Origin of the sequence: Roseateles sp. 22389 (genome assembly GCF_052044995.1) — a bacterium.
Taxonomy (GTDB): Bacteria; Pseudomonadota; Gammaproteobacteria; order Burkholderiales; family Burkholderiaceae_C; genus Roseateles.
Genome location: NZ_JBQEOF010000007.1, coordinates 1 through 24,123 on the forward strand (window position 1 = coordinate 1; position 24,123 = coordinate 24,123).

Genomic DNA, 24,123 nt, shown 5'->3' on the forward strand with positions numbered 1-24,123 from the left:
GGGAGAGCAACTGTGTTCCAAGTCAAGCGCTAATCAGGCTAGCGCGGGCTGTGGATAAGAGGGCTGCCAAGCGGTGCCGGACTTGATGACGGCGTTGATGATGGTGAGCAGCTTGTGCATGCAGGCGGTCAGCGCCACCTTCTTAGGCTTGCCCGCTTGCACCAGTCGTTCGTAGAAGCTCCTGAGGACAGGGTCATAACGCACAGCGCTGAGCGAAGCCATGTACAGCGCCGAACGGACATTGGCCCGTCCACCCCAGGTGGAGCGCCGACCCTTGAATGTGCCGCTGTCGTTGTTCAACGGCGCCACACCCACGAGTTTGGCGATCTCGCGTCGCTTGAGTTGGCCGAGTTCGGGCAGCGCAGCCATCAGCATCGCTTGTGTGCCTGGCCCCACTCCCTTGAGCCCTTTGAGCAACTCCAGCTTGTCCTTGAAGTGCTCCTTCAGGAAGCCGCCCGCATCGTCATCGATCTTTCCGATTTGGTGGTCCAGCATCTTCAGAATGGTGCGAATGCTCTTGCGCTGCGACGCGTGCATGCTCGCCAATCGGTTGTGCTCAGCCACCCGCATGGCCACGAGCTGACTGCGCCGCGTCACCATGGCTAGCAGTGTCTCCTGCGCGTCCGTGGGCAGTTTGTAGAGCAGTCGCTCGCGCCGGTCGCTGGCATGCAGCGTGCGCGCAAACTGCGACAGCATCTTCGCGTCCGTGCGGTCCGTCTTGGCCAGGTAGCCCATCGCTTTGGCGAAGTCATGCGCCTGGCGCGGATTGATCACCATGACGGCCAAACCATGCGCGCACAGCATCGCCGCCGCCGGCTGCTCCAGCCCACCGGTGGCTTCCAGCAGAACGACTCCCACGCGCTCGCGCATCTCAGTGAGCATCGCCAACAGCGACTTCAAACCGGGCTCATCGTTGCTGAAGGTCTGCGTCTTGTCCCTGTCATTCAAGGCCACCTCAAGCGTGGCTTTGGAAACATCGATACCAACAAAAATCAGTTCAGGTGCGCCTGCCATTTCCCATCCTTGCAAATTCGAGGTCCGAGCACGCCAGTGCATGTCGGCCGTCCAGCAACTGTTCGGGCTTGCTCAACAGACGGCCAGTCGTCCACGCCAAATGCTCTCCCACGGGCTAGGTATCCCAGAGGGCAGACGGGCTGTGGACAACTGCCAAAACAAACCTGTGTGTACTCTCAAAACGAAAGATACAAGGGCAGGGGTGAGGGGTCTCCCCGGCGAACGCCCAGAAGGGGGGGAGCTTCAGCCCCCCGCTTCCACCTCATGGAAGCGCAGGAACATGTCAGCCGCCGAATCCGCGACCTGACGCTGCTGCGCCGCGTCCAGCGGCAGCTGCCCCATGGTGATCTGCGGCCAGAACGCGAAGCCCTTGACCAGCGCCTGCAGCTGCGCCGCTGCGAAAGCCGCGTCGCCGGCCTTCAAGCGCCCGTCGGCCATCGCCGCACGGATCCACACGGTCAATCCCTCTTCGCGCCCCCCCAGCCGGCACAGCATGTCCCGCGCGCGCTGCGGTGCGTGGATCGCCTCGGCGATCAGTACCCGCGCTAGGTCGAGGAACTGCGGGTCACCGCTCATCGCCAGCTTCTGGTCGATCAGCATCAGCAACTGCTCGCGCAGTGGGCGGTCGGCGCGATAAGCCAACGTCACCTGCGCCTCCGTTGCCGCCCAGAGGCGCTCCAGGATCGCGTCGAACAGCGCGTCCTTGCCGCTGAAGTGGTTGTAGACGGTGCGCTTGGACACCTGCGCCCGGCCCGCGATGCGGTCCATGTTCGCGACCTCGAAGCCATGCTCGCGGAACTCCGCGATCGCCGCGTCGACGATCGCCTGGCGCTTGCGGTCGGTCAGGCGCATCCGCTCGGCGTCGCCGCCCACCGCCTCGTCGGCAGGCGGCTCGACGGCAGGGCTGGGGGCAGGGAGAGGGGCGTCGGCAGTCATGGGGCGCAATCTTACACCGGGGAGTTTACTTTTCCGGCCCGCCTGCCTACACTCGCCAAAACTACACTGTGTAGTGCAAGTTTCAGATGAGCCTGACCCCCGTCCTCCGTTCGCTGCTGCCGCTGTCGCTCACCGCGCTGAGCGGCGTCGTCGCCGTCCTGATTGTTGGAGCCCTCGCCATGACCGCTTCCCGTGTGATGTCCTCGCCCACCCCGGTGCCCTCGAACGGGCCGTCCACCCCCGCGCCGGAGGGTGGCCAGCCCTCCCGCGAGCAGTCGCCCCAATGGGCGCAGGGCCGGTTCCGCAATCCGGCGGTCGAGCCCGAACAGGGCTTCTGGAAGATGCTCGGGATCTTCTGGGATGTCATGTTCCACAAGCCCGCCGGCACCGTGCCGGACCGGCCGATCGAGGTGCAGGCGCTGACCAAGGACCAGTTGCTGGCCGCGCCCGACCGGACGCTGTTCCGCCTGGGCCACTCGACGGTGCTGCTGAAGCTGCGCGGCCGCTTCTGGCTCACCGACCCGGTCTTCTCGGAGCGCGCGTCGCCGTTCTCGTGGATGGGGCCGAAGCGCTTCCACGCGCCGCCGATCGCGCTCGACGAGCTGCCCGAGATCGAGGCGGTGATCCTCTCGCACGACCATTACGACCACCTCGACCACGACACCGTGCTGGCGCTGGCGCCCAAGGTCCGCCGCTTCCTGACGCCGCTGGGCGTGGGCCAGCGCCTGATCGACTGGGGCGTGCCTGCGGCCAAGGTGCAGCAGTTCGATTGGTGGCAGGGGACGTCGATCGCCGGCGTGCAATTGACGGCCACTCCGGCGCAGCATTTCTCCGGCCGCGGGCTGAGCGACCGCAACTCGACGCTGTGGGCCTCGTGGGTGCTGATCGACGGCGACCTGCGGGTGTTCTTCAGCGGCGATACGGGCTACTTCGACGGCTTCAAGGCGATCGGCGAGCGCTTCGGCCCGTTCGACCTGACCCTGATGGAGACCGGCGCCTATGACCCGCGCTGGCCCTACGTGCACATGCAGCCGGAGCAGACGATGCAGGCGCACATCGATCTGAAGGGGCAGCGGCTGCTGCCCATCCACAACGGCACCTTCGACCTGGCGATGCACCGCTGGCAGGACCCGTTCGAGCGCATCAGCGCGCTGGCGCGGCTGCGCAAGGTGGAGCTGGTGACGCCGGTGATCGGCGCGCCGCTGGCGATCGAGCAGCCGGGGCCGACGCCGGCCTGGTGGCAGGGCGGCGTGGTCGAGGCGACCGCTGCCACCCCGTCCCCCGCCGCGTCTTCGGCGATGCCGTGATCCCAGCGCTGCGGCGCGCTCCGACTGAACGAAAGCCCGGCCAGTGCCGGGCTTTTTCCTTTCTCCCACTTTGTCCCCCTTCCGGCGGCCGCCGGACGGTGGGGCCGCCCCGATTTCCCACCGACCGGCGGAGCCGGCGCGTTGCCGCGGCGCTGCCGGCGACCGCGGTTTCAAGCGGGTACGACTGCTGATTTCAGTTGATCCATCACTTCCACACCGTTTGTTAAGTCCTTCATTTAGAACGACTTTTATTTTGCGCAATGGCGTGAGAATACAGGCTAAGTAATTGATTTGATTGGGAAAAACGCCAAATTTCCTTGACCGGCGCCGGTCTCGCCATTAAAGTGGGAGAAAGTGCAATTCGGTGGGGCAAAGTGGCGAATGTCGTGTTTCAGGGGGCGAGTGCCTTGGCGTTGGACGCCAAGGGGCGCTTGACCGTCCCTGCGCGGCACCGCGAGGTCCTGCAGGCGCTGTGCGGCGGCCAGCTGACGCTCACCAAGCACCCGGAAGGCTGCCTGATGGTCTTCCCCCGTCCGGCCTGGGAGCAGTTCCGCGACAAGGTCGCCGCGCTGCCGATGTCCGCCGCCGGCTGGAAGCGCGTCTTCCTCGGCAACGCGCAGGATGTCGAGATCGATGCCGCCGCCCGCGTGCTGATCGCACCGGAACTGCGCGCCTCGGCCGGACTGCAGAAGGACACGATGCTGCTGGGCATGGGCAGCCACTTCGAGCTTTGGGATGCCCAGGCCTATGCCGCGCACGAGGCCGCCATCATGCAGTCCGAGATGCCGGCCGTGCTCCAGGACTTCAGCTTCTGAGCCTCATGAGCGAGCAGTCCACCCCCGCCGCCTTCACCCACACGACCGTGCTGCTGCACGAGACGGTCGACGGCGCGTTCACGACCCCCGCTGGCATCTACGTCGACGGCACCTTCGGTCGCGGCGGCCATTCGCGGCTGCTGCTGTCGCGGCTCGGGGAGGAGGGGCGCCTGATCGCGATCGACCGCGACCCCGAGGCGGTCGCGGCCGCGACCTCCGGACCAACGCGGGTCGACGACCCGCGTTTCCACATTTGCCACAGCGCGTTCGCCGACATGGCCGCGCAACTCGACGCGCTGGGCGTCGGCCTGGTCGACGGCATCCTGCTGGACCTGGGCGTCTCCAGCCCGCAGATCGACAACCCGGAGCGCGGCTTCAGCTTCCGCTTCGACGGCCCCCTCGACATGCGCATGGACACGACGCGGGGCGAAAGCGCCGCGGACTTCATCGCCCGGGCGGAGGTGTCCCAACTCGCACAGGTGATCCGCGACTATGGCGAAGAACGGTTTGCTCTCCCGATTGCAAAGGCGCTTGTGGCTCGCCGGGAAGGCGGGCGTCCTGTCCGGACAACCGCCGAGCTTTCCCAAGTCGTGGCTGGTGCGGTCAAAACCCGCGAGCCGGGCAAGGACCCTTCAACGCGCACATTTCAGGCTCTACGGATATTCGTCAACGCCGAGCTTGAGGAACTGCAGCAGGGATTGAACGCGGCGCTCGCGCGGCTCAAGCCGGGCGGCCGGCTGGCGGTGATCAGCTTCCATTCGCTGGAAGACCGCATCGTCAAGAACTTCATCGCCTCGCACAGCAAGGAGGAGTTCGACCGCCGCGCCCCCTTCGCCGCGCCCAGGCCGCAACCGCTGCGCGCCATCGCCCGCGTCATGCCCAGCGAGGCCGAGGTGCAGGGCAACCCGCGCGCGCGCTCCGCGATCCTGCGCGTGGCCGAGCGCACCGAGGCGCCGATCCCGGCGCCGGTGCCCGAATCCACCGGCAAGCAGAAGAAGGGAGGCCGTCGATGATCGGCCGCCTGAACCTGCTGCTGCTCGTCGCGGTGATGGTCTCCGGCATCTACATGGTGCGCAGCGCCTACGAGTCGCGCCGGCTGTTCACCGAGCTGGACCGCGCGCAGACCGAGGGCCGCCGGCTGGAGGCCGACTACCAGAAGCTGATGGCCGACCGCCAGGCGCAGGCGACCAACCTGCGCGTGGAGCAGGTCGCGCGGGAGCGGCTGAAGATGCGGCCGATCTCGCCCGCGATCACCTTCAATCCGGACGCGCCGGCGATCGAAGCCAGCGGTGTGCGCGGCATGCGTGCCCCGCAGGGAGTGGCGCGGTGATCGGCAGACTTGGCAAGAAGCTCGGCCAGGGCGCGCGCGGCGCGGCCCGCAACGCACCCACGCGCGGCGTCAGCTATTCCAGCAGCCCGCTGCTGGCGTCCAAGACGCCGCCGTGGCGGTCGCGCTTCCTGGTCGCGCTGGTGGGCCTGGCGTTCACCGGCTTGCTGGCGCGCGCCGCCTACATCCAGCTGATCGGCGAGGACTTCTTCCAGCGCCAGGGCGAGGCCCGCTACGCCCACAAGATGGAGCTGCCGGCCAGCCGCGGCAAGATCAGCGACCGCAGCGGGCAGGTGCTCGCCGCCAGCGTCGCGGTGCCGTCGATCTGGGCCTTCCCCAAGGAAGTCGACACCGATCCCGAGAAGCGCCGCCAGCTCGCCAAGATCCTGGACATGTCGCGCGCCGAGCTCGACAAGCGGCTGGATCCGAACAACCGCTTCGTCTTCCTGCGTCGCCAGGCCGACGACGAGACCGCGCGCAAGATCAAGGAGCTCGGCCTCAAGGGCGTGTTCCAGGACCGCGAGTACAAGCGCCAGTACCCCGAGGGCGAGGCTGCCGCGCACATCGTCGGCTTCACCAACATCGAGGAAAAGGGCCAGGAGGGCATCGAGCTGGCCTTCCAGAAGGACCTGCAGGGGCGCGACGGCTCGCGCTCGGTCGTGCGCGACCGGCTGGGGCGCGTCGTCGAGGACATCGGCGAGCGCGTGCCCGAGACCAACGGCAAGGACATCGAACTGTCGATCGACGCCAAGGTGCAGTTCTTCGCCTACCAGCGCGTGCGCGACGCGGTGGCCGAGAACAAGGCCAAGGCCGGCTCGGTGGTGGTGCTGGACGTGCATACCGGCGAGATCCTCGCGCTGGCCAACTACCCCAGCTACGACCCCGGCCACCGCCAGAACCTGTCCGGCGAGCAACTGCGCAACCGCGCGCTGACCGACGTCTTCGAGCCCGGCTCGACGATGAAGCCGTTCACCGCCGGCCTGGCGCTGGAGACCGGCCGCGTGCGTCCCGACACGCTGCTGAGCACCGGCCCGCGCAGCGTAGTCATCTCCGGCTGGTCGCCCACCGACGCGCACCCGCACGGCGACCTGACCGTGCAGCAGGTGATCCAGAAGTCCAGCAACATCGGTGCGGCGCGGCTGGCGCTGATGATGCAGCCGCGCGAGATGCACGAAATGTTCACCGCGATCGGCCTGGGCCAGCGCCCGCAGATCGATTTCCCCGGCGCGGTGACCGGCAAGCTGCGGCCGTGGAAGAGCTGGCGGCCGATCGAGCAGGCGACGATGAGCTACGGCTACGGCCTGTCGGCCTCGCTGCTGCAGCTGGCGCGCGCCTACACCGTCTTCGCCCGCGACGGCGACATCATCCCGATCACGATGACCAAGCACCCGGCGGACCAGCCGGTGGTGGGCATCAAGGTCTTCAGCCCCAAGGTCGCCGCGGACATCCGCGGCATGCTGCAGATGGCGGCCGGCCCGGGCGGTACCGCGCCGCAGGCGATGGTCCAGGGCTACAGCGTCGGCGGCAAGTCCGGCACCGCCCACAAGCAGGAAGGCAAGGGCTATGCGAGCCACAAATACCGTTCCTGGTTCGTGGGCATCGCACCGATTTCCAAGCCGCGCATCATCGTGGCGGTGATGGTCGACGAGCCGAAGAACGGCCAGTACTTCGGTGGCGCCGTCGCCGGACCGGTGTTCAGTCAGGTGGTGGCCCAGACGCTGCGCCTGCTGGGCGAGCCGCCCGACCTGGACGTCAAGCCGCAGATCGTGGCGCAGCAACGGCTGCAAGCCGTCGATGAGAGTTTCTGAGCGGGCACGAACCATGTTGATGCACCTGAAATCACCCGAAGCCGCCGCCCGCTGGCTCCTGGAATGGACGCCCAGCGGCCAGCTGCGCACGGACAGCCGCGCCGTCGGCGCCGGCGACGCGTTCATCGCCTGGCCCGGCTACGCGAAGGACGCCCGCCAGTTCGTCGCCGGCGCGCTGGCCGCGGGCGCGGCGACCGCGCTGGTCGAGCATGCCGGCGCCGCCGAATACGGCTTCACCGACGCGCGCATCGCGTCGCTGCCCGACCTCAAGGCCAACTGCGGCCGCATCGCCTCGGCCTTCTACGGCGAGCCCAGCCGGCGGCTGAGCGTGCTGGCCGTGACCGGCACCAACGGCAAGACCTCCAGCGCCTGGTGGATCGCGCAGGCGCTGACGCTGCTGGGCGCGCGCTGCGGCGTGATCGGCACGCTGGGCGTGGGCCAGCCGCCGGTGCCGGGCGCGACGACGAATGCTTCGATCGAGGCCACCGGCCTGACCACACCCGATCCGGTGCGGCTGCAGGAAGCCTTCAAGCGCATGGCCGACGACGGCTTCGGCGCCTGCGCGATCGAGGCCTCGTCGATCGGCATCGAGGAACACCGGCTGACCGGCACCTGCATCCAGGTCGCGCTGTTCACCAACTTCACGCAGGACCACCTGGACTACCACGGCGGCATGGACGCCTACTGGGCGGCCAAGCGCAAGCTCTTCGCGTGGGAGGGCCTGAAGGCCGCGGTGCTGAACCTGGACGATCCCAAGGGTGCCGAACTGGCGGCCGAACTGGGCGCCGCGGGCCGGCTGGACGTCTGGACCTACGGCCTGGACCGCGCCGACGCGCGCCTGAGCGCCACCGACCTGCGCCATGACGCGCACGGGCTGGCCTTCACGCTGCGCGAGGGCGCCGCGGCGGTGCCGGTGCAGACCGGCCTGATCGGCGACTACAACGTGTCCAACCTGCTGGGCGTCATCGCCGGCCTGCGCGCGCTGGGCCACGGCCTGGACGACATCGCCCGCGTGGCGGCACTGGTCACGCCGGTGCCGGGCCGCATGCAGCGGGTGGGCAGCGGCCGCGAGCTGCCGCAGGTGGTGGTCGACTACGCCCACACGCCGGACGCGCTCGAGAAGGCGCTGGGCGCGCTGCAACCGCTGGCCGCGGCGCGCGGCGGCGCTTTGCGCGTCGTCTTCGGCTGCGGCGGTGACCGCGATCCGGGCAAGCGTCCGCTGATGGGCGCGATCGCGGCGAAGCTGGCGGCGCAGGTCGTGCTGACCAGCGACAACCCGCGCACCGAGGACCCGCTGAAGATCCTGGCCGACATCGAGGCCGGCCTGCCGGCGGATGCGGCGCGCGAGGTGATTGCGGACCGGGCCGTGGCGATCGCGCGCGCGGTGGATCAGGCGGGTGCGCGCGACGTCGTGCTGATCGCCGGCAAGGGCCACGAGGACTACCAGGAGATCCACGGCGAGCGCCGCGCGTTCTCCGATGTGCAGGCCGCGCGGGCCGCGCTGATCGAAAGGGCGGGGCTGTGAGCGACGCCACCACGACCATCGCCTCGACCGCGCCCGGCGCGCCGGCGGTGCCCTTCATGACGCTGGGCCGCGCTTTCGCGCTGCTGTCGCCGCTGCTGCCGGCGACCACGCTGGTCGGCGACCCGGCCACGCCGCTGCTGCGCGTGCACACCGACACCCGCACGCTGCGCGCCGGCGACCTGTTCGTCGCGCTGCGTGGCGAGCGCTTCGATGCCAACGACTTCCTGGCCCAGGCCAAAGCCAGCGGCGCCGCCGCGGCCCTGGCCGAGCGCGGCCTGGCCGAGGCCGGCCTGGACGGGCTGCTGGTGCCCGACGCGAAGGCGGCGCTGGGCCTGCTGTCGCAGGCCTGGCGCGAGCAGCAGCACCTGCCCGTCATCGCGGTCACCGGCAGCAACGGCAAGACCACGGTGACGCAGATGATCGCGTCCATCCTGCGCGCCTGGCTGGGCGACGCCGCGATGCTCGCGACCGAGGGCAACTTCAACAACGAGATCGGCGTGCCGCTGACCCTGCTGCGCCTGCGCCAGAACGAGGTCGTGTGGCATCGCGCCGCGGTCGTCGAGCTCGGCATGAACCACCCGGGCGAGATCGCGCCGCTGGCCGCGATGACGCAGCCCACGGTGGCGCTGGTCAACAACGCGCAGCGCGAGCACCAGGAGTTCATGCACACGGTCGAGGCCGTCGCGCGCGAGAACGGCGCGGTGATCGGCGCGCTGGGCACCGCCGGCGTGGCGGTGTTCCCGGCCGAGGATCCCTGCGCGCCGGTGTGGCAGGAACAGGCCGCCGGCCGCGGCACGCTCAGCTTCGCCCTGCAGGGTCAGGCCGACGTGATGGGCCGCGCGCAGTGGGTCGCGCCGACCGAGGCGAGCGCCGCCACCGGCGCCGCCGGCCACTGGGCGATCGAGATCCTGACGCCGGCCGGCACGGTGCCGGTGGCTCTGGCGATGGCCGGCCAGCACAACGTGCGCAACGCGCTGGCCGCCGCGGCCTGCACGCTGGCGGCCGGTGCGCCGCTGGCGGCGATCCGCGACGGGCTGCAGGCCTTCAAGGCGGTCAAGGGCCGCTCCGCGCTGCAGACGGCGCTGTGGCAGGGCCGCCGCGTCACGCTCATCGACGACAGCTACAACGCCAACCCCGACAGCGTGCGCGCCGCCATCGACGTGCTGGCCGAACTGCCGGGCGCGTCCTGGCTGATCCTCGGCGACATGGGCGAGGTCGGCGAGCAGGGCCCGGCCTTCCACCAGGAGGTCGGCGCGCATGCGGCGGACCAGGGCCTGTCGGCGCTGTGGACCGCCGGCGCCGCCGCGCGGGACGCCGCGTCCGCCTACGGCGCGGGTGCCCGGGCGTTCGACAGCGTCGCCGAGCTGATCGCCGCGCTGAAGGATGCACCGCAAGTACAGAACATCCTCGTGAAGGGCTCGCGCTTCATGAAGATGGAACAGATCGTGGCCGCCTTGCAGTCCGGCGGCCCAGGAGACCCCCATGCTGCTTAGTCTGGCCCAGTGGCTGCAGACCTATTTCCCTGAACTGGGGTTCCTGCGCGTCTTCCAGTACATCACCTTCCGCGCGGTGATGGCGGCGCTGACGGCGCTGCTGATCGGCCTGGCCTTCGGCCCGTGGGTGATCCGCCGCCTGACCGAACTCAAGATCGGCCAGCCGATCCGCGAGTACGGCGTGCAGCAGCACCTGGCCAAGAGCGGCACCCCGACCATGGGTGGCGTGCTGGTGCTGATCGGCATCGGCATCTCGACGCTGCTGTGGTTCGACTGGTCCAACCGCTTCGTGTGGGTGGTGATGCTGGTGACCATGGGCTTCGGCCTGATCGGCTGGGTCGACGACTACCGCAAGGTCGTCAACAAGGACCCCGAGGGCATGCGCTCGCGCGAGAAGTTCCTGTGGCAATCGATCATCGGCCTGATCGCGGCGATCTACCTGGCGTTCAGCGTCTCGGAGACCAGCTTCCTCGGTGTGGTGCAGCTGTTCTTCCGCTGGGTCACCAGCGGCTTCTCGACCGAGCTGCCGCCCAAGGCCGACCTGATGCTGCCCTTCTTCAAGTCGATCAGCTATCCGCTGGGCGTGTTCGGCTTCATTGGCCTGTCCTACCTGGTGATCGTGGGCACCAGCAACGCGGTGAACTTCACCGACGGCCTGGACGGCCTGGCCATCATGCCGGTGGTGATGGTGGGCTCGGCGCTGGGCGTCTTCGCCTACGTGACCGGCTCGTCGGTCTACAGCCGCTACCTACTCTTCCCCTACATCCCGGGCGCCGGCGAGCTGCTGATCTTCTGCGCCGCGCTCGCGGGCGCTGGCCTGGCCTTCCTGTGGTTCAACGCGCATCCGGCGCAGGTCTTCATGGGCGACGTCGGCGCGCTGGCGCTGGGCGGCGGGCTGGGCACGCTGGCCGTGATCACGCGCCAGGAGATCGTGCTGGGCATCATGGGCGGCGTCTTTGTCGCCGAGGTGCTGTCGGTGATGCTGCAGGTGACCTGGTTCAAGTACACGAAGAAGAAGTACGGCGAGGGCCGGCGCATCTTCAAGATGGCGCCGCTGCACCACCACTTCGAGAAGTCGGGCTGGAAGGAGACGCAGGTCGTCATCCGGTTCTGGATCATCACGATGCTGCTGTGCCTGGTGGGCCTGGCCAGCCTGAAGCTGCGCTGATCGGGACGCGACGACGATGACCCCGATCCGCTTCCCGACCCTCTACCAGGACCGGCACGCGTTCGTGCTCGGCCTGGGTGATTCCGGGCTCGCGATGGCGGCCTGGGCCGCGCGCCTGGGCGCGCGCGTGACGGTGTGGGACAGCCGCGAGCAGCCGCCGCAGCTCGCCGCGCTGCGCGAGCGCCTGCCCGAGGCCGCCTTCGTGCATGGCGAGTTCACGCCGGAGCTGCTGGCCTCGATCGATCACAGCTGGGTGTTGCTGAAGAGCCCGGGCCTGTCGCCGCTGGATGCACGGCTCAAGCCGCTACTGGCGCGCGCCGAGGAGATCGGCCTGCGCATGCGCGGCGAGCTCGAGCTGTTCGCGCAGGCGCTGGCCGAGCTCAAGACGCTGTACCGCTACGAGCCGGGCGTGCTCGCGATCACCGGCACCAACGGCAAGACGACGACCACCAGCATGACCGCGCTGCTGGTCGAGCGCGCCGGCCGCCGTGTGGCGATGGCCGGCAACATCGGCCCGACGCTGCTGGGCACGCTGAGCGATGCGCTCGACAAGGAGCCGATGCCGCAGCCGAAGGAGGCGGAGATCGAGGCCGTCGTCGACCTCGCGGTCGAGGCGGTGAGCGCAGCCCCGGGCTCGGAAGCGGCCGAGGTGCCGAACGCCGAGGCGCTGCTGGCGCCGGTCGACGCGCCCGCCGAAGCCTCCACGGAAACACCGGCCGAGGCGTCCGAAGAGGCGCTGCTCGAAGCGCCGAGCGAAGCACCAATCGATGCGCCGGTCGAGGCGCCGACGGAAGCGCCCGTCGAGACGCTGGCCGCGCAGGCCCCGGCCGACGAGCGCAGCGCGCTCGAGACCGTGGCCGAGCTGCTCGACGAGCAGCCGCTGCCGATCAAGCCGCCGCCGCCCAAGCCGGCGGAATTCGAGGTGCTGCCGCAGGTCTGGGTGCTGGAGCTGTCGAGCTTCCAACTGGACGGCGTGAAGGGCTTCGAGCCCAGCGCCGGCGCGGTGCTCAACATCACGCAGGACCACCTGGACTGGCACGGCGACATGCCGGCCTACGCGCGGGCCAAGGGCCGCATCTTCGGCGAGCACGGGGTGCTGGTGGTCAACCGCGACGATCCCGAGGTCGAAGCGCTGGTGCCCGCGCCGGTCGTGGTGAAGCAGGGCCGGGGCCGGCCCGCCAAGACCGTCGAGCGCGAGGTGGTCCGCTTCGGCCTGGACGCGCCGCGCCGCCCGGGCGACTTCGGCCTGCTGGTCGAGAACGGCATGGCCTGGCTGGTGCGCGCCCGCGAGCAGGAAGAGGAACTCAAGGGCCTGAAGCGCCGCAAGGACGACGAGGACGAGTTGCTGATCCAGCGCCTGATGCCGGCCGACGCGCTGCGCGTGCGCGGCCGCCACAACGCGGCCAACGCGCTGGCGGCGCTGGCGCTGGCCTCGTCGATCGGCTGCCCGCTGGCGCCGATGCTGCACGGCCTGCGCGAATACCGCGGCGAGCCGCACCGCGTCGAGTTCGTCACCTCGATCAAGGGCGTGGACTTCTACGACGACTCCAAGGGCACCAACGTCGGCGCGACCGTCGCGGCGGTGATGGGCCTGGGCGCCGACCGCGCGCCGGCCAAGCTGGTGATGATCCTGGGCGGCGACGGCAAGGGGCAGGACTTCTCCCCGCTGGCCACGCCGATCGCGCTGCATGCGCGCGCGGTGGCGCTGATCGGGCGCGACGCGCCGCAGATCGAGGCGGCGCTCCAGGACAGCGGCGTGCTCATGCATCGCCATGAGTCGCTCGAGGCGGCGACGCACTGGGCGCTCGCGCAGGCGCAGTCCGGCGACAGCGTCCTGCTGAGCCCGGCCTGTGCCAGCCTGGACATGTTCCGCAACTACGCCCACCGCGCCGAGGTGTTCATCGCCACCGTGCGCGAGCTGGCCGAAGACGAGGGCTTCGTCGGATGAGCGCCGCGACCGTCCTCGAGCAGCTCAACGAGCGCATCCGCGCGCTGCTGTCGCGCCGCCCGGCGACCGCCGGCGGCGCTGGCGGCGTCGACGTGCCGGTGCGCGACTGGGTCTCCACTTCCGCCGGCCAGCCCACCCGCATCCTCGGCTTCGACCTGACGCTGGTCTGGGTCGTGCTGGCGCTGCTGGCGCTGGGCTTGCTGATGGTCTATTCGGCGTCGATCGCGCTGCCGGACAACCCCAAGTTCGCGAAGTACGCGCCGATGCACTTCTTCGTGCGGCAGAGCCTGTTCATCGCGATCGGCCTGCTGGCGGGATGGATCACGGTGATGGTGCCGGTGAGCTTCTGGGAGCGCCACGCGCCCAAGATCTTCGTCATCGCGCTGGCGCTGCTGATGATCGTGCTGATCCCGCATGTGGGCAAAGGCGTCAACGGCGCGCGCCGCTGGCTGCCGCTGGGCGTCATGAACTTCCAGCCCTCCGAGCTGGCCAAGCTGGCCATCGCGATGTACGCGGCCAACTACATGGTCCGCAAGATGGAGGTGAAGGAGAACTTCGTGCGCGCCGTGTGGCCGATGGCCGCCGCGCTGGCCTTCACCGGCATGCTGCTGCTGGCCGAGCCGGACATGGGCGCCTTCATGGTGATCGCGGCGATCGCGATGGGCATCCTGTTCCTGGGCGGCGTCAACGGCCGCATGTTCTTCCTCAGCGTGGCGGTGCTGATCGGCGCCTTCGTGCTGATGATCACCTTCAGCGACTTCCGCCGCGAGCGCATCTTTGCCTACCTGAACCCGTGGGACGAGAAGTACGCGCAGGGCAAGGCCTACCAGCTGACGCATTCGCTGATCGCCTTCGGCCGCGGCGAGTTCTTCGGCCAGGGCCTGGGATCCAGCCTCGAGAAGCTGCACTACCTGCCCGAGGCCCACACCGACTTCCTGCTCGCCGTCATCGGCGAGGAGCTCGGCTTCATCGGCGTGGCGATCGTGATCTTCGCGTTCTTCTGGCTGTCGCGCCGGCTGTTCCACATCGGCCGGCAGGCGGTGGCCCTGGACCGCGTCTTCGCGGGCCTGTATGCGCAGGGCATCGGCATCTGGATGGGTGGTCAGGCCTTCATCAACATGGGCGTGAACCTGGGCGCGCTGCCGACCAAGGGCCTGACGCTGCCGCTGATGAGCTACGGTGGCTCGGCCACCGTCCTGAACTGCATTGCATTGGCGATCTGCGTGCGAATCGATATCGAGAACCGACAGTTGATGCGAGGGGGGAGGGCATGAGTACTCGCCACCTCGTCGTGATGGCCGCTGGAACGGGCGGGCATGTGATTCCGGGGCTCGCGGTCGCAGCTGAAATGCAGCGCCGCGGCTGGACCGTCTCCTGGCTCGGCACCGAGGCCGGCATGGAGAACAAGCTGGTGCCGCCATCGGGCCTGCCGATGGACCGGCTGTCCTTCGCCGGCCTGCGCGGCAAGGGCCTGAAGCACTCGCTGCTGGGCGTCGTGCGGCTGTTCAAGGCGCTGGGCCAGAGCGCGCACATCTTCAGCGCGCGCCAGGCCGACGCGGTGCTGGGCATGGGCGGCTACGTCTGCTTCCCCGGCGGCCTGATGGCCTGGGTGATGCGTCGTCCGCTGATGCTGGTGAACGCCGATGCGGCGCTGCTGCTGTCCAACAAGGCGCTGGCGCCGGTGGCGCGCAAGATCGCCTTCGGCTTCGACGGCCTGGCCGCCGCGCAGCAGAAGAAGAGCGTCGTCACCGGCAATCCGGTGCGCGCCGAAATCGAGGATCTGCCCGCGCCCGAGCTGCGCTTCGCCGACCGCAACGGACCGCTGAAGGTGCTGGTCGTGGGCGGCTCGCTGGGCGCGCGCGCGATCAACGACGTGCTGCCGCAGACGCTCGCGCTGTGGGACGAGCACCAGCGCCCGATGGTCACGCACCAGACCGGCGAGGCCAACTTCCCGCTGGTGCAGGCGGCCTACGCCAAGGCCGGCGTGCAGGCCGAGGTCGTGCCCTTCATCACCGACATGGCCACGCGCCTGGCCGAGGCCGACGTGGTGATCTGCCGCGCCGGCGCGGNTGTGCGCCGCCGGCGTCGCCAGCATCCTGGTGCCGCTGGTCGTCAGCACGACCTCGCACCAGCGCGACAACGCGCAGTACATGGCGCAGCACGGCGCCGGCACGCACCTGCCGCAGGGTGAGCTGAGCGCGCAATCGCTCTTCGACCTGCTGCAGCAGCCGCGCGAGCACTGGCTGGCGATGGCCTCGAAGGCGCGCTCGCTGGCGCGTCCGCGCGCGGCCTCGCGCGTGGCCGATGAACTCGAGGCGCTGGTCGCCGCCAAGGGCGCCCGCTCCGGCGGCGCCGGGAACGGAGCGCGCGCATGAAGCACGCCATCCAGCACATCCATTTCACCGGCATCGGCGGCGCCGGCATGAGCGGCATCGCCGAGCTGCTGGCCGCGCAGGGCTATCGCGTCAGCGGCTCCGACCAGGGCGAGAGCGACACCACGCGCCGGCTGCGCGCGCTGGGCGTCGAGGTGCAGATCGGCCATGCGGCCCAGCATGTGGGCGACGCGCAGGTGCTGGTCAAGTCCAGCGCCATCAAGGCCGACAACCCCGAGCTGATGGCCGCCCACCAGCACGGCATCCCCGTCCTGCTGCGCGCGCAGATGCTGGCCGAGCTGATGCGGCCGCGCCTGGGCATCGCGGTGGCCGGCACCCATGGCAAGACGACGACGACCTCGCTGCTGACCACGGTGATGCTGCAGGCCGGGCTCGATCCGAGCTACGCGATCGGCGGCCAGTTGCTGGCGGCGGGCGCGAACGCGGCGCTGGGCAGCGGGCCGCACATGGTGGTCGAGGCCGACGAATCGGACGCGTCCTTCCTGCGCCTGCTGCCGCAGCTGGCGATCGTCACCAACATCGACGCGGACCACATGGACACCTACGGGCACGACATGGCCCGTCTGCGTCAGGCCTTCGTCGACTTCCTGCACTTGATGCCGTTCTGGGGCGCCGCGGTGCTGTGCGGCGACGACGCCGGCGTGCGCAGCATCGTGCCGATGGTGTCGCGCCCGGTGGTCCTGTACGGACTGGGCGAGGACAACGCGGTGCGCGCGACCGAGGTGCGCGCCGAGGCCGGCGGCGGCATGCGCTTCACCGCGCTGCGCCGCGACCGCCAGGGGCGCGAGTTGCCCGCGCTGGACGTGCGGCTGCGCCTGAACGGGCAGCACAACGTGCTGAACGCGCTGTCGGTGATCGCGATGGCGATGGAACTGGGCCTGGACGATGCCGCGCTGCTGCAAGGCCTGGCGACCTTCGGCGGCGTGGGCCGGCGCTTCCAGTCCTATGGCGAGCTGCCGGTGGCGGCGGCCGATGGCGTCGCGGGCACCGCGCTGCTGATCGACGACTACGGCCATCACCCGGTGGAGATGCAGGCGGTGCTGCAGGCCGCGCGCGGCGCCTATCCGGGCCGCCGCCTGCTGCTGGCCTTCCAGCCGCATCGCTACACCCGCACCCGCGATTGCTTCGAGGCCTTCGCCGAGGTGCTGTCGCAGGCCGACGGCGTGCTGCTGACCGAGATCTATGCCGCCAGCGAGTCCCCGCTGCCCGGCATCAGCGGCGAAAGCCTGGCGCGCGCGGTGTCGGACCGCGGCACCGTGGCCGGCTTCGTCGGCGACTGGCAGGGACTGCCGCAGGCGATCGCCCACCAGGCGCGCGCCGGCGATGTGGTGATCGTGATGGGGGCCGGCTCGATCGCCGCCGTTCCCGCGCGCACCGTTGAACTCATGACGAAGGGAGGCCGCGCATGACCGCAGCCCTCGACACCCACTCGACGCTCTCTCAGCAGCTGGCCATCGGCCGCATCGACGCCAAGGCGCTCGGCAAGGTGGCCGTGCTCTTCGGCGGCGACTCGGCCGAGCGCGAGGTCTCGCTGATGTCGGGCAGCGGCGTGCTGGCCGCGCTGCAGTCCGAAGGCGTCGATGCGCATGCCTTCGATCCGGGCGAGCGCAACCTGCTCGAGCTCAAGGCCGAAGGCTTCCAGCGCGCCTTCATCGCGCTGCACGGCCGCCACGGCGAGGACGGCACGGTGCAGGGCGCGCTCGAGCTGATGGGCATTCCCTACACCGGCTCCGGCGTGATGGCCTCGGCCATCGCGATGGACAAGATCACGACCAAGCGCGTCTGGCTGGCCGACCAGCTGTCCACGCCGCGCTGGGTGAGCCTGCGGCGCGACGAGTTGCAGCGCGAGCGCGTGCGCACCGTGCCGGACGAACTCGGCCTGCCGGTCTTCGTCAAGCCGCCGCACGAGGGCTCGTCGATCGGCGCGACCAAGGTGATGGGGTATTCGGACATGCAGGCGGCGGTCGAGCTCGCGGCCAGGTACGACGCCGAGGTGCTGTGCGAGGAGTTCGTCGACGGCGCCGAACTGACCTGCCCGGTGCTGGGCGAGGGCGCGAGCGCCATCGCGCTGCCGGTCATCGAGATCCGGGCCGAAGGCGGCAACTACGACTACCAGAACAAGTACTTCACCGACACCACGCAATACCTCGTCGGCCAGTTGCCGCCCGAGGAGCAGGCCCGGGTGCAGCAGCTGGTGCTGGCCGCCTACCGCTCGCTGGGCGCGCGCGGCTGGGGGCGGGTGGACGTGATGCGACGCAGGTCCGACGGCCAGCTCTTCCTGCTCGAGATCAACACCTCGCCGGGCATGACCTCCCACTCGCTGGTGCCCAAGGCGGCCGCGGCCGTCGGCATCTCCTATCCCAAGCTGTGCCTGTACCTGCTGTCGCAGGCGCGGCTGGACAGCCAGGCCTGAACGCCGGCTGACAGGACACCCCCAAGCCACCGCCACCACCCCTCCCATGGGCGCCACCTTCACCCACACCGCCAGCCCGCTGCCGCCGGACATCCGCGTGATGAACGGGGTGGCCGGCCTGCTGCTGCTCGCCGTGGCGCTGGCCGCGGCGGCGGTGGGGGTGCATTGGCTGGCGCGGCAGCCGGCGTTCTCGATCAAGTCCATCACCGTCGAGGGCGACGTGAGCCGCAACAGCAGCGCGTCGCTGCGGGCGAACGCGCTGCCGCGGCTGTCGGGCAACTTCCTGACGATGAACCTGCAGCAGGCGCGCGCCGCCTTCGAGGCCGTGCCCTGGGTGCGTCATGCGACGGTGCGCCGCGTCTGGCCGCTGCACCTGGTGGTGGCGCTCGAGGAGCACCGCCCCGCCGCCTATTGGGAAACCAAGGCCGAGAACGCCGATGCCGACAGCGATGCGGTCGTCGATACCCGGTTGGTCAACAGTTTCGGCGAGGTCTTCGAGGCGAATCTGGGCGATGTCGAGGACGAGGACCTGCCGACCCTGGCCGGGCCGGCCAAATCGTCGGCGGCGATGCTCGCGATGTGGCGCCAGCTCGATCCCATGACCCACGGGAAACTGGATGAAGGGGTGGCCCGGCTGGATTTGTCGGGTCGCGGTTCCTGGAAAGCCACGCTGGAAAAGGGAGCGGTCGTTGAACTCGGCCGGGGCAGCGAGGCTGAAGTCGTGGCCCGGTTTGGCCAGTTCATCGCCAGCATTCCGCAGATCACCGCCCGCTACCGCACCTCGTTGGTATCGGCGGACCTCCGCCACGAATCCGGATATGCGGTCCGGCTCGCCGGCGTGACGACGGTTACCACTGCGCCCAAGGGCGCCAAGAAGAATTGAGGACAGGCATGGCCAAGGAATACAAGGATTTGGTCGTCGGGTTGGACATCGGCACCGCCAAGATCATGGCGGTGGTGGCCGAGGTGATGGGGGACGGCCAATTGCGCATCGCCGGCCTGGGCGTGGCGCCCAGCCATGGCCTGAAACGCGGCGTCGTGGTGAATATCGATGCCACCGTCCAGTCCATCCAGCAGGCGCTGAAAGAGGCCGAAATGATGGCCGACTGCCGGATTTCGAGGGTTTACACCGGGATTACCGGCAGCCATATCCGCGGCCAGAACTCGACCGGCATGGTCATCGTGCGCGACAAGGAAGTGACGCCGGTGGATGTCGCCCGGGTGGTGGAAACCGCCAAGGCCATCAATATCCCGAACGACCAGCGCCTGTTGCTGGTGGAACCGCAGGAATTCGTCATCGACGGCCACGAGGTCAAGGAGCCGATCGGCATGAGCGGCGGCCGGCTGGAGGTCAAGGTCCATATCGTGACCGGCGCCCAGAGCGCGGCGGAAAACATCGTCAAGTGCGTCCGCCGCTGCGGGCTGGAGGTCGAGCAGCTCGTACTGAACCCGAGCGCCTCCAGTTTGGCTGCACTCACTTCCGACGAGCGGGACCTGGGCGTGGCGCTGGTCGACATCGGCGCCGGCACCACCGACGTGGCGATCTTCACCGGCGGCTCGATCCGCCATACCGCGGTGATTCCGATTGCCGGCGACCTGATTACCAGCGATATCGCGATGGCGCTGCGCACCCCGACCAAGGATGCGGAGGAAATCAAGGTCGAGCATGGCGTGGCCAAGCAATTGCTGGCCGATCCCGCCGACCAGGTCGAAGTCCCGGGTTTGGGCGATCGGGCGCCGCGCATGCTGTCCAAACAGGCACTGGCCGGGGTGATCGAACCGCGCGTGGAGGAAATCTTCTCCCTCGTGCATCAGGTCATCCGGGATTCCGGCTACGAGGAACTGCTGTCCTCGGGCATCGTGCTGTCGGGCGGTTCATCGGTCATGCCGGGCATGGTCGAACTGGCCGAGGACATTTTCCTGAAACCGGTGCGTCGCGGGAATCCGACTTACGGCGGCGCGCTGTTCGACATGGTTGCCAATCCCCGTTCGGCGACCGTGATGGGTTTGTTGGAGGAAGCGCGGCTCTCGCGCACACGGGGATTCAAGGCGGCGCAGCAGGCGGGTTCGGTGAAGACCCTGTTCGGCCGCGCGAAAGACTGGTTCCTGGGAAATTTCTAAGAAGCCGGAACTCATCGGCTCACGCTTTCTTTACGACGTTCGAGGGTTTTGCCCCCTAAAAAAGGGCCGATCCCACTTCTATTTTGCTGATGGCAACTGCACAATATGGACAGGAGGTTTGATATGGCGATCGAGATGATCGAAGAGTTTGATCAGGGCACCCAGATCAAGGTGATCGGCGTGGGCGGCGGCGGCGGCAACGCGGTCGAGCACATGATCAGCCAAGGTGTCCAGGGCGTGGAATTCATCGTGGCCAACACGGATGCCCAAGCCCTGAATCGCTCCAAGGCCGATCAACTCCTGCAACTGGGCCATACCGGCTTGGGCGCCGGCGCGAAACCCGAGGTCGGCAAATCGGCCGCCGAGGAAGCGGAAGCCCGCATCCGCGAATCCATCACCGGCGCGCACATGCTGTTCATCACCGCCGGCATGGGCGGCGGCACCGGCACCGGCGCGGCGCCGGTGATCGCGCGCGTGGCCAAGGAGATGGGCATCCTGACCGTCGGCGTGGTCACCAAGCCGTTCGAGTTCGAAGGCAACCGCCGTGGCAAGGCCGCGGACCTGGGCCTGCAGGAGCTCGAGGCGAATGTCGATTCGCTGATCGTCGTGCTCAACGACAAGCTGCTGGAAGTGCTGGGCGACGACGTCACGCAGGACCAGGCCTTCGCGCACGCCAACGACGTGCTGAAGAACGCGGTCGGCGGCATCTCCGACATCATCCACATGCCGGGTCTGGTCAACGTCGACTTCGAAGACGTGAAGACCGTGATGAGCGAGCCGGGCAAGGCGATGATGGGCACGGCCGTCGCGGCCGGTCCGGACCGCGCGACCAAGGCCGCCGAAGGCGCCGTGGCCTGCCCGCTGCTGGAAGGCATCGACCTGTCGGGCGCGCGTGGCGTGCTGGTGCTGATCGCGGCGAGCCGCAACAACTTCAAGCTGGCCGAGAGCCGTAACGCGATGACCGCGATCAAGCGCTACGCCGCTGAAGACGCGCACATCATTTACGGCACCGCCTACGACGAATCGCTGGGCGACCAGCTGCGCGTCACCGTGATCGCGACTGGCCTGAGCCAGCGTTCCGCGGCGCGCCAGCAACCGCAGCTCGTCGTCCAGCAGCCGCAGCTGCGCACCGGCACCGACAACATGCCGGTGCTGACGCAGCCGGTGGTGATGCCGGGCAGCGCCGCCGCGCAGGGCGCGCCGGCCGCCGCGCCGATGACGGCTTCGGACTTCGGCGGCATGAGCGTGCCGAGCGTCTGGCGCCACGGCCGCACCGCCGCCGCGAAGGTGGAGGCGCTGTCGTCCAACGGCATGGACGAGATCGAGATCCCGGCCTTCCTGCGCAAGCAGGCGGACTGAGACCGACCTCTTTCTCGAACGCCATCAGCTTGAAGGCCATGTCCCCTGGCGGGGGCATGGCCTCTTTTGCTTTTCGGAAGGCGGAACGACGGCGTCGCTGCGCCCCCATCCTTCGGGGGGAGGCTGTTGCAATTGAATGCTCGTGCCGCTGCGTGAACTTCGGCACACTGGCGCCCGATCACAAGACAGAGCGAATGCATGGTCCAGGGCGAGGATGGAATGTCGGCGGCGAGTGGGCCGGTCGCGCGGGTGCGGCAGGCATGGATGTCGCGTTCCTCGAAGCCGTCGATCCTGGCGTCGTCCATGGTGTCGTCCGTGGCGCCGTTCCTCTTGCTCATGGTCTTCGCGCTGATGCTCGCGGCGCCGGTCACTGCGTGGTCTCAAGGGCGTGCCGCGAGTGGCGGTCAGATCGGTCCACCGGGCGATGCCGACAGCGGGACGCGAGCCGCACCGGGCGGCCCGGCCTCGAACGGGACGGCCTCGAGCTCGATGCCGCTCACCGGGGCGACGCGTGACACGCATGCCACGCGGGCGTCGCCCCTGGGGCCGGCGCGACCGGTGCCCGACAGCGGGCCGGCCGCTGGCGCCCAGCGCGCGACCGAGGCCGAGGTCGCGACCAGCGAGTGGACCCAGGACCAACTGAAGGCCTGGTGGCGCGCGCTGCGCGTGATGGACGGCCAGGACGGCGCTCTGCCGCAGGCGCTGCTGCCGCCGTCGGACCCCGCCGCCTGGCAACCGGTGCGGCTGCCTGAATTCCAGCAGCGCGAGGCGACCACCACCACCGGCGCCGCCCCGCGCTTCCAGATGCGCTGGTACCGCCTGCGCTACGCGGCGCCTAACGGGCGCTGGCCCACCAGCGTCGCGCTGTACATGCCGCGCCTGGTGGCGCTGGCGGCAGCGGTGCTGGTCAAGACCGACGACGGCTGGCGGCCGGTCTTCGACAACCAGTCCGGCGCGCGCGAGCAATGGGTGCGGCCCTTGTGGGTGGTGCTGCCGGCGGCGCTGACCGAGATCCAGCAGGCGCGCGAGATCGAGGTCGTCATCGCCGTGCCGGTGATGCAGGCCGGTTATTACTCGGTGTCCAGCGTCTGGCTGGGCGCGCGCGAGGACCTGGAGCCGCGCCACGATCGCCGCTGGGTGCTGCAGATCGGCGTGCCGCAGGCCACCGGGCTGACGCTGGTGACGCTGGGGCTGTTCGCGCTGCTGCTCTGGTTCAAGCGTCGCGAGGATTCCTCCTACCTGCTGTTCTCGCTGGCCACCGTCGCCTGGCTGGTCCGCAACCTGCATTACCACCTGGATCTGCCGCGCACCCGCGACGCGCTCGAGTGGTTCTGGTGGGTGACCCATGCCTCGATGTCGTGGGTGATGCTGCTGACCTTCCTCTTCGCGCTGCGCTTCGCGCGGCAGCGCTTCGCGCGCTTCGAACACGGCATGGCGCTGTTCGTGCTGGTGTCCAGCCTGGCGTCGATGCCGCTGTGGGGGCGCGGCTTCGACGCCCTGGTGCTGCTGCACATCTGCAATGCGGTGGTGGGCCTGGCGGGCACCGCCTTCGTGGCGAGCGTCGCCTGGCGCCAGGGCACGCGCGAGCTGCGGGTGATGGCGGCGGCGCTGGTGATCGGGGTGGCGCTTGGCGTGCACGACCTCGGCCTGCTGGCGGGCTGGTGGTGGCCGGAGCATGTCTACCTGATGCCGTTCGCGACGCTGGTGATCCTGGCCAGCTTCCTGTATGCGGTGCAGTACCGCTACATCGAGGCGCTGCGCCAGGTCGAGCGCGCCAACGAGGACCTGGCGCAGCGGCTGGAGGAGCGCAGCGTCGAGCTGCGCGCGCAGCACGACAAGCTGCGCGAGGTCGAGCGCCAGCAGGCGCTGCTGCTGGAGCGGCAGCGGATCATGCAGGACATGCACGACGGGCTGGGCTCCTCGCTGCTGTCGGCGATGGTCGCGGTGGAGCAGGGCACGATGCCGCAGGAGCAGGTGGTGGACGTGCTGCGCGAATGCGTGGACGACCTGCGGCTGGTGATCGATTCGCTGGAGCCGGTCGGCCACGACCTGGTGTCGCTGCTGGCGACGATGCGCTACCGGCTGGGCAAGCGGCTGCAGCTGGGTGGTCTCAAGCTGGAATGGGACGTGCACGACCTGCCGCCGCTGGAATGGCTGGAGCCGCCCGACGCGCTGCATGTGCTCCGCCTGATGCAGGAGGCGCTGACCAACGCGCTCAAGCATGCGCGGGCGTCGCGGGTGCGGGTGGTCACGCGCGACCTGGGCAAGCGCGTGGAGATCCGGGTCGAGGACGACGGCGAGGGCTTCGACGTCGGCACGATTTCACAGGGGCGCGGCCTGCGTGGCCTGCAGCGCCGGGCGAAGGTGCTGGGCGGGTCCCTGCGGGTGGACAGCAGCCCGGGGCACGGCACGGTGGTGACGCTGCGCTTGCCGGTGGCGCGCGCGGACCATGAGGCCGTCGTCCAGCAGGGTTGACCCCGATTTGGGAGAATGCCG

General features: G+C 69.4%; 18 protein-coding genes and 1 pseudogene. 17 read left to right on the forward strand and 2 right to left on the reverse strand.

Going from position 1 to position 24,123, the window contains the following annotated elements:
* Positions 1-33: 33 nt before the first annotated feature.
* Positions 34-1,014 (reverse strand): IS110 family transposase, encoded by a 981-nt coding sequence (locus ACTJKJ_RS11610; RefSeq protein WP_440819474.1) that lies wholly within the window; start codon positions 1,012-1,014, stop codon positions 34-36.
* Between the two features lie 243 nt (positions 1,015-1,257).
* The gene (locus ACTJKJ_RS11615; RefSeq protein ID WP_440820675.1) at positions 1,258-1,866 is read right to left on the reverse strand and encodes a TetR/AcrR family transcriptional regulator; all 609 of its coding nucleotides are present in this window, start codon (positions 1,864-1,866) and stop codon (positions 1,258-1,260) included.
* Positions 1,867-2,147: 281 nt separating this feature from the next.
* Here ACTJKJ_RS11615 and ACTJKJ_RS11620 point away from each other — a divergent pair, with 281 nt between their 5' ends.
* The 17 genes and pseudogenes from ACTJKJ_RS11620 to ACTJKJ_RS11700 all read left to right on the forward strand — a co-directional run bounded on the left by ACTJKJ_RS11620 (position 2,148) and on the right by ACTJKJ_RS11700 (position 24,102).
* Positions 2,148-3,257, forward strand: a complete 1,110-nt coding sequence (locus ACTJKJ_RS11620; RefSeq protein WP_440820676.1) for an MBL fold metallo-hydrolase — start codon at positions 2,148-2,150, stop codon at positions 3,255-3,257.
* 374 nt (positions 3,258-3,631) lie between these two features.
* A complete protein-coding gene (mraZ, locus tag ACTJKJ_RS11625; protein ID WP_233218122.1) occupies positions 3,632-4,072 on the forward strand; it encodes a division/cell wall cluster transcriptional repressor MraZ in 441 nt (146 codons plus the stop codon).
* Positions 4,073-4,077: 5 nt separating this feature from the next.
* Positions 4,078-5,085: a 16S rRNA (cytosine(1402)-N(4))-methyltransferase RsmH gene (rsmH, locus tag ACTJKJ_RS11630; RefSeq protein WP_091726030.1), complete on the forward strand. Its 1,008-nt coding sequence runs from the start codon at positions 4,078-4,080 to the stop codon at positions 5,083-5,085.
* Entirely contained in the window at positions 5,082-5,402 is a 321-nt protein-coding gene (ftsL, locus tag ACTJKJ_RS11635) for a cell division protein FtsL (RefSeq protein ID WP_440820526.1), read from the forward strand. The genes rsmH and ftsL overlap by 4 nt, the downstream gene beginning before the upstream one ends.
* Positions 5,402-7,207, forward strand: a complete 1,806-nt coding sequence (locus ACTJKJ_RS11640; RefSeq protein WP_440820677.1) for a peptidoglycan D,D-transpeptidase FtsI family protein — start codon at positions 5,402-5,404, stop codon at positions 7,205-7,207. The genes ftsL and ACTJKJ_RS11640 overlap by 1 nt, the downstream gene beginning before the upstream one ends.
* A 13-nt stretch (positions 7,208-7,220) precedes the next feature.
* Positions 7,221-8,732, forward strand: coding sequence for a UDP-N-acetylmuramoyl-L-alanyl-D-glutamate--2,6-diaminopimelate ligase (locus ACTJKJ_RS11645; RefSeq protein WP_440820527.1), 1,512 nt, complete (start codon positions 7,221-7,223; stop codon positions 8,730-8,732).
* A gap of 56 nt (positions 8,733-8,788) precedes the next feature.
* Positions 8,789-10,225: a UDP-N-acetylmuramoyl-tripeptide--D-alanyl-D-alanine ligase gene (locus ACTJKJ_RS11650; protein ID WP_440820678.1), complete on the forward strand. Its 1,437-nt coding sequence runs from the start codon at positions 8,789-8,791 to the stop codon at positions 10,223-10,225.
* Positions 10,215-11,393 (forward strand): phospho-N-acetylmuramoyl-pentapeptide-transferase, encoded by a 1,179-nt coding sequence (mraY, locus tag ACTJKJ_RS11655; protein WP_091726023.1) that lies wholly within the window; start codon positions 10,215-10,217, stop codon positions 11,391-11,393. The genes ACTJKJ_RS11650 and mraY overlap by 11 nt, the downstream gene beginning before the upstream one ends.
* Positions 11,394-11,409: 16 nt before the next feature.
* Entirely contained in the window at positions 11,410-13,341 is a 1,932-nt protein-coding gene (gene murD / locus ACTJKJ_RS11660) for a UDP-N-acetylmuramoyl-L-alanine--D-glutamate ligase (RefSeq protein ID WP_440820528.1), read from the forward strand.
* A complete protein-coding gene (gene ftsW, locus ACTJKJ_RS11665) occupies positions 13,338-14,615 on the forward strand; it encodes a putative lipid II flippase FtsW (RefSeq protein WP_183481927.1) in 1,278 nt (425 codons plus the stop codon). The genes murD and ftsW overlap by 4 nt, the downstream gene beginning before the upstream one ends.
* Positions 14,612-15,716: pseudogene (gene murG, locus ACTJKJ_RS11670) on the forward strand (undecaprenyldiphospho-muramoylpentapeptide beta-N-acetylglucosaminyltransferase). The gene ftsW and the pseudogene murG overlap by 4 nt, the downstream one beginning before the upstream one ends.
* Entirely contained in the window at positions 15,713-17,143 is a 1,431-nt protein-coding gene (gene murC / locus ACTJKJ_RS11675; RefSeq protein ID WP_440820529.1) for a UDP-N-acetylmuramate--L-alanine ligase, read from the forward strand. The pseudogene murG and the gene murC overlap by 4 nt, the downstream one beginning before the upstream one ends.
* A complete protein-coding gene (locus ACTJKJ_RS11680; RefSeq protein WP_183481918.1) occupies positions 17,140-18,147 on the forward strand; it encodes a D-alanine--D-alanine ligase in 1,008 nt (335 codons plus the stop codon). Before murC ends, ACTJKJ_RS11680 begins: the two co-directional genes overlap by 4 nt.
* Positions 18,148-18,193: 46 nt before the next feature.
* Positions 18,194-19,030, forward strand: a complete 837-nt coding sequence (locus tag ACTJKJ_RS11685; RefSeq protein ID WP_091726003.1) for a cell division protein FtsQ/DivIB — start codon at positions 18,194-18,196, stop codon at positions 19,028-19,030.
* A gap of 8 nt (positions 19,031-19,038) precedes the next feature.
* A complete protein-coding gene (ftsA, locus tag ACTJKJ_RS11690; RefSeq protein ID WP_091726001.1) occupies positions 19,039-20,268 on the forward strand; it encodes a cell division protein FtsA in 1,230 nt (409 codons plus the stop codon).
* Positions 20,269-20,391: 123 nt separating this feature from the next.
* Entirely contained in the window at positions 20,392-21,627 is a 1,236-nt protein-coding gene (gene ftsZ, locus ACTJKJ_RS11695; protein ID WP_091725997.1) for a cell division protein FtsZ, read from the forward strand.
* Positions 21,628-21,891: 264 nt separating this feature from the next.
* Entirely contained in the window at positions 21,892-24,102 is a 2,211-nt protein-coding gene (locus ACTJKJ_RS11700) for an ATP-binding protein (protein WP_440820530.1), read from the forward strand.
* The last annotated feature ends 21 nt before the right edge of the window (positions 24,103-24,123 follow it).

Excerpts from the sequence above, each read along its gene's own strand:
- ACTJKJ_RS11610 (WP_440819474.1), bottom strand. The coding sequence starts at position 1,014 with ATGGCAGGCGCACCTGAACTGATTTTTGTTGGTATCGATGTTTCCAAA.
- ACTJKJ_RS11615 (WP_440820675.1), bottom strand. The coding sequence starts at position 1,866 with ATGCGCCTGACCGACCGCAAGCGCCAGGCGATCGTCGACGCGGCGATC.
- ACTJKJ_RS11620 (WP_440820676.1), top strand. The coding sequence starts at position 2,148 with ATGTCCTCGCCCACCCCGGTGCCCTCGAACGGGCCGTCCACCCCCGCG.
- rsmH (WP_091726030.1), top strand. The coding sequence starts at position 4,078 with ATGAGCGAGCAGTCCACCCCCGCCGCCTTCACCCACACGACCGTGCTG.
- ftsL (WP_440820526.1), top strand. The coding sequence starts at position 5,082 with ATGATCGGCCGCCTGAACCTGCTGCTGCTCGTCGCGGTGATGGTCTCC.
- ACTJKJ_RS11645 (WP_440820527.1), top strand. The coding sequence starts at position 7,221 with ATGTTGATGCACCTGAAATCACCCGAAGCCGCCGCCCGCTGGCTCCTG.
- ACTJKJ_RS11650 (WP_440820678.1), top strand. The coding sequence starts at position 8,789 with ATGACGCTGGGCCGCGCTTTCGCGCTGCTGTCGCCGCTGCTGCCGGCG.
- mraY (WP_091726023.1), top strand. The coding sequence starts at position 10,215 with ATGCTGCTTAGTCTGGCCCAGTGGCTGCAGACCTATTTCCCTGAACTG.
- murD (WP_440820528.1), top strand. The coding sequence starts at position 11,410 with ATGACCCCGATCCGCTTCCCGACCCTCTACCAGGACCGGCACGCGTTC.
- ftsW (WP_183481927.1), top strand. The coding sequence starts at position 13,338 with ATGAGCGCCGCGACCGTCCTCGAGCAGCTCAACGAGCGCATCCGCGCG.
- murC (WP_440820529.1), top strand. The coding sequence starts at position 15,713 with ATGAAGCACGCCATCCAGCACATCCATTTCACCGGCATCGGCGGCGCC.
- ACTJKJ_RS11680 (WP_183481918.1), top strand. The coding sequence starts at position 17,140 with ATGACCGCAGCCCTCGACACCCACTCGACGCTCTCTCAGCAGCTGGCC.
- ACTJKJ_RS11685 (WP_091726003.1), top strand. The coding sequence starts at position 18,194 with ATGGGCGCCACCTTCACCCACACCGCCAGCCCGCTGCCGCCGGACATC.
- ftsA (WP_091726001.1), top strand. The coding sequence starts at position 19,039 with ATGGCCAAGGAATACAAGGATTTGGTCGTCGGGTTGGACATCGGCACC.
- ftsZ (WP_091725997.1), top strand. The coding sequence starts at position 20,392 with ATGGCGATCGAGATGATCGAAGAGTTTGATCAGGGCACCCAGATCAAG.
- ACTJKJ_RS11700 (WP_440820530.1), top strand. The coding sequence starts at position 21,892 with ATGTCGCGTTCCTCGAAGCCGTCGATCCTGGCGTCGTCCATGGTGTCG.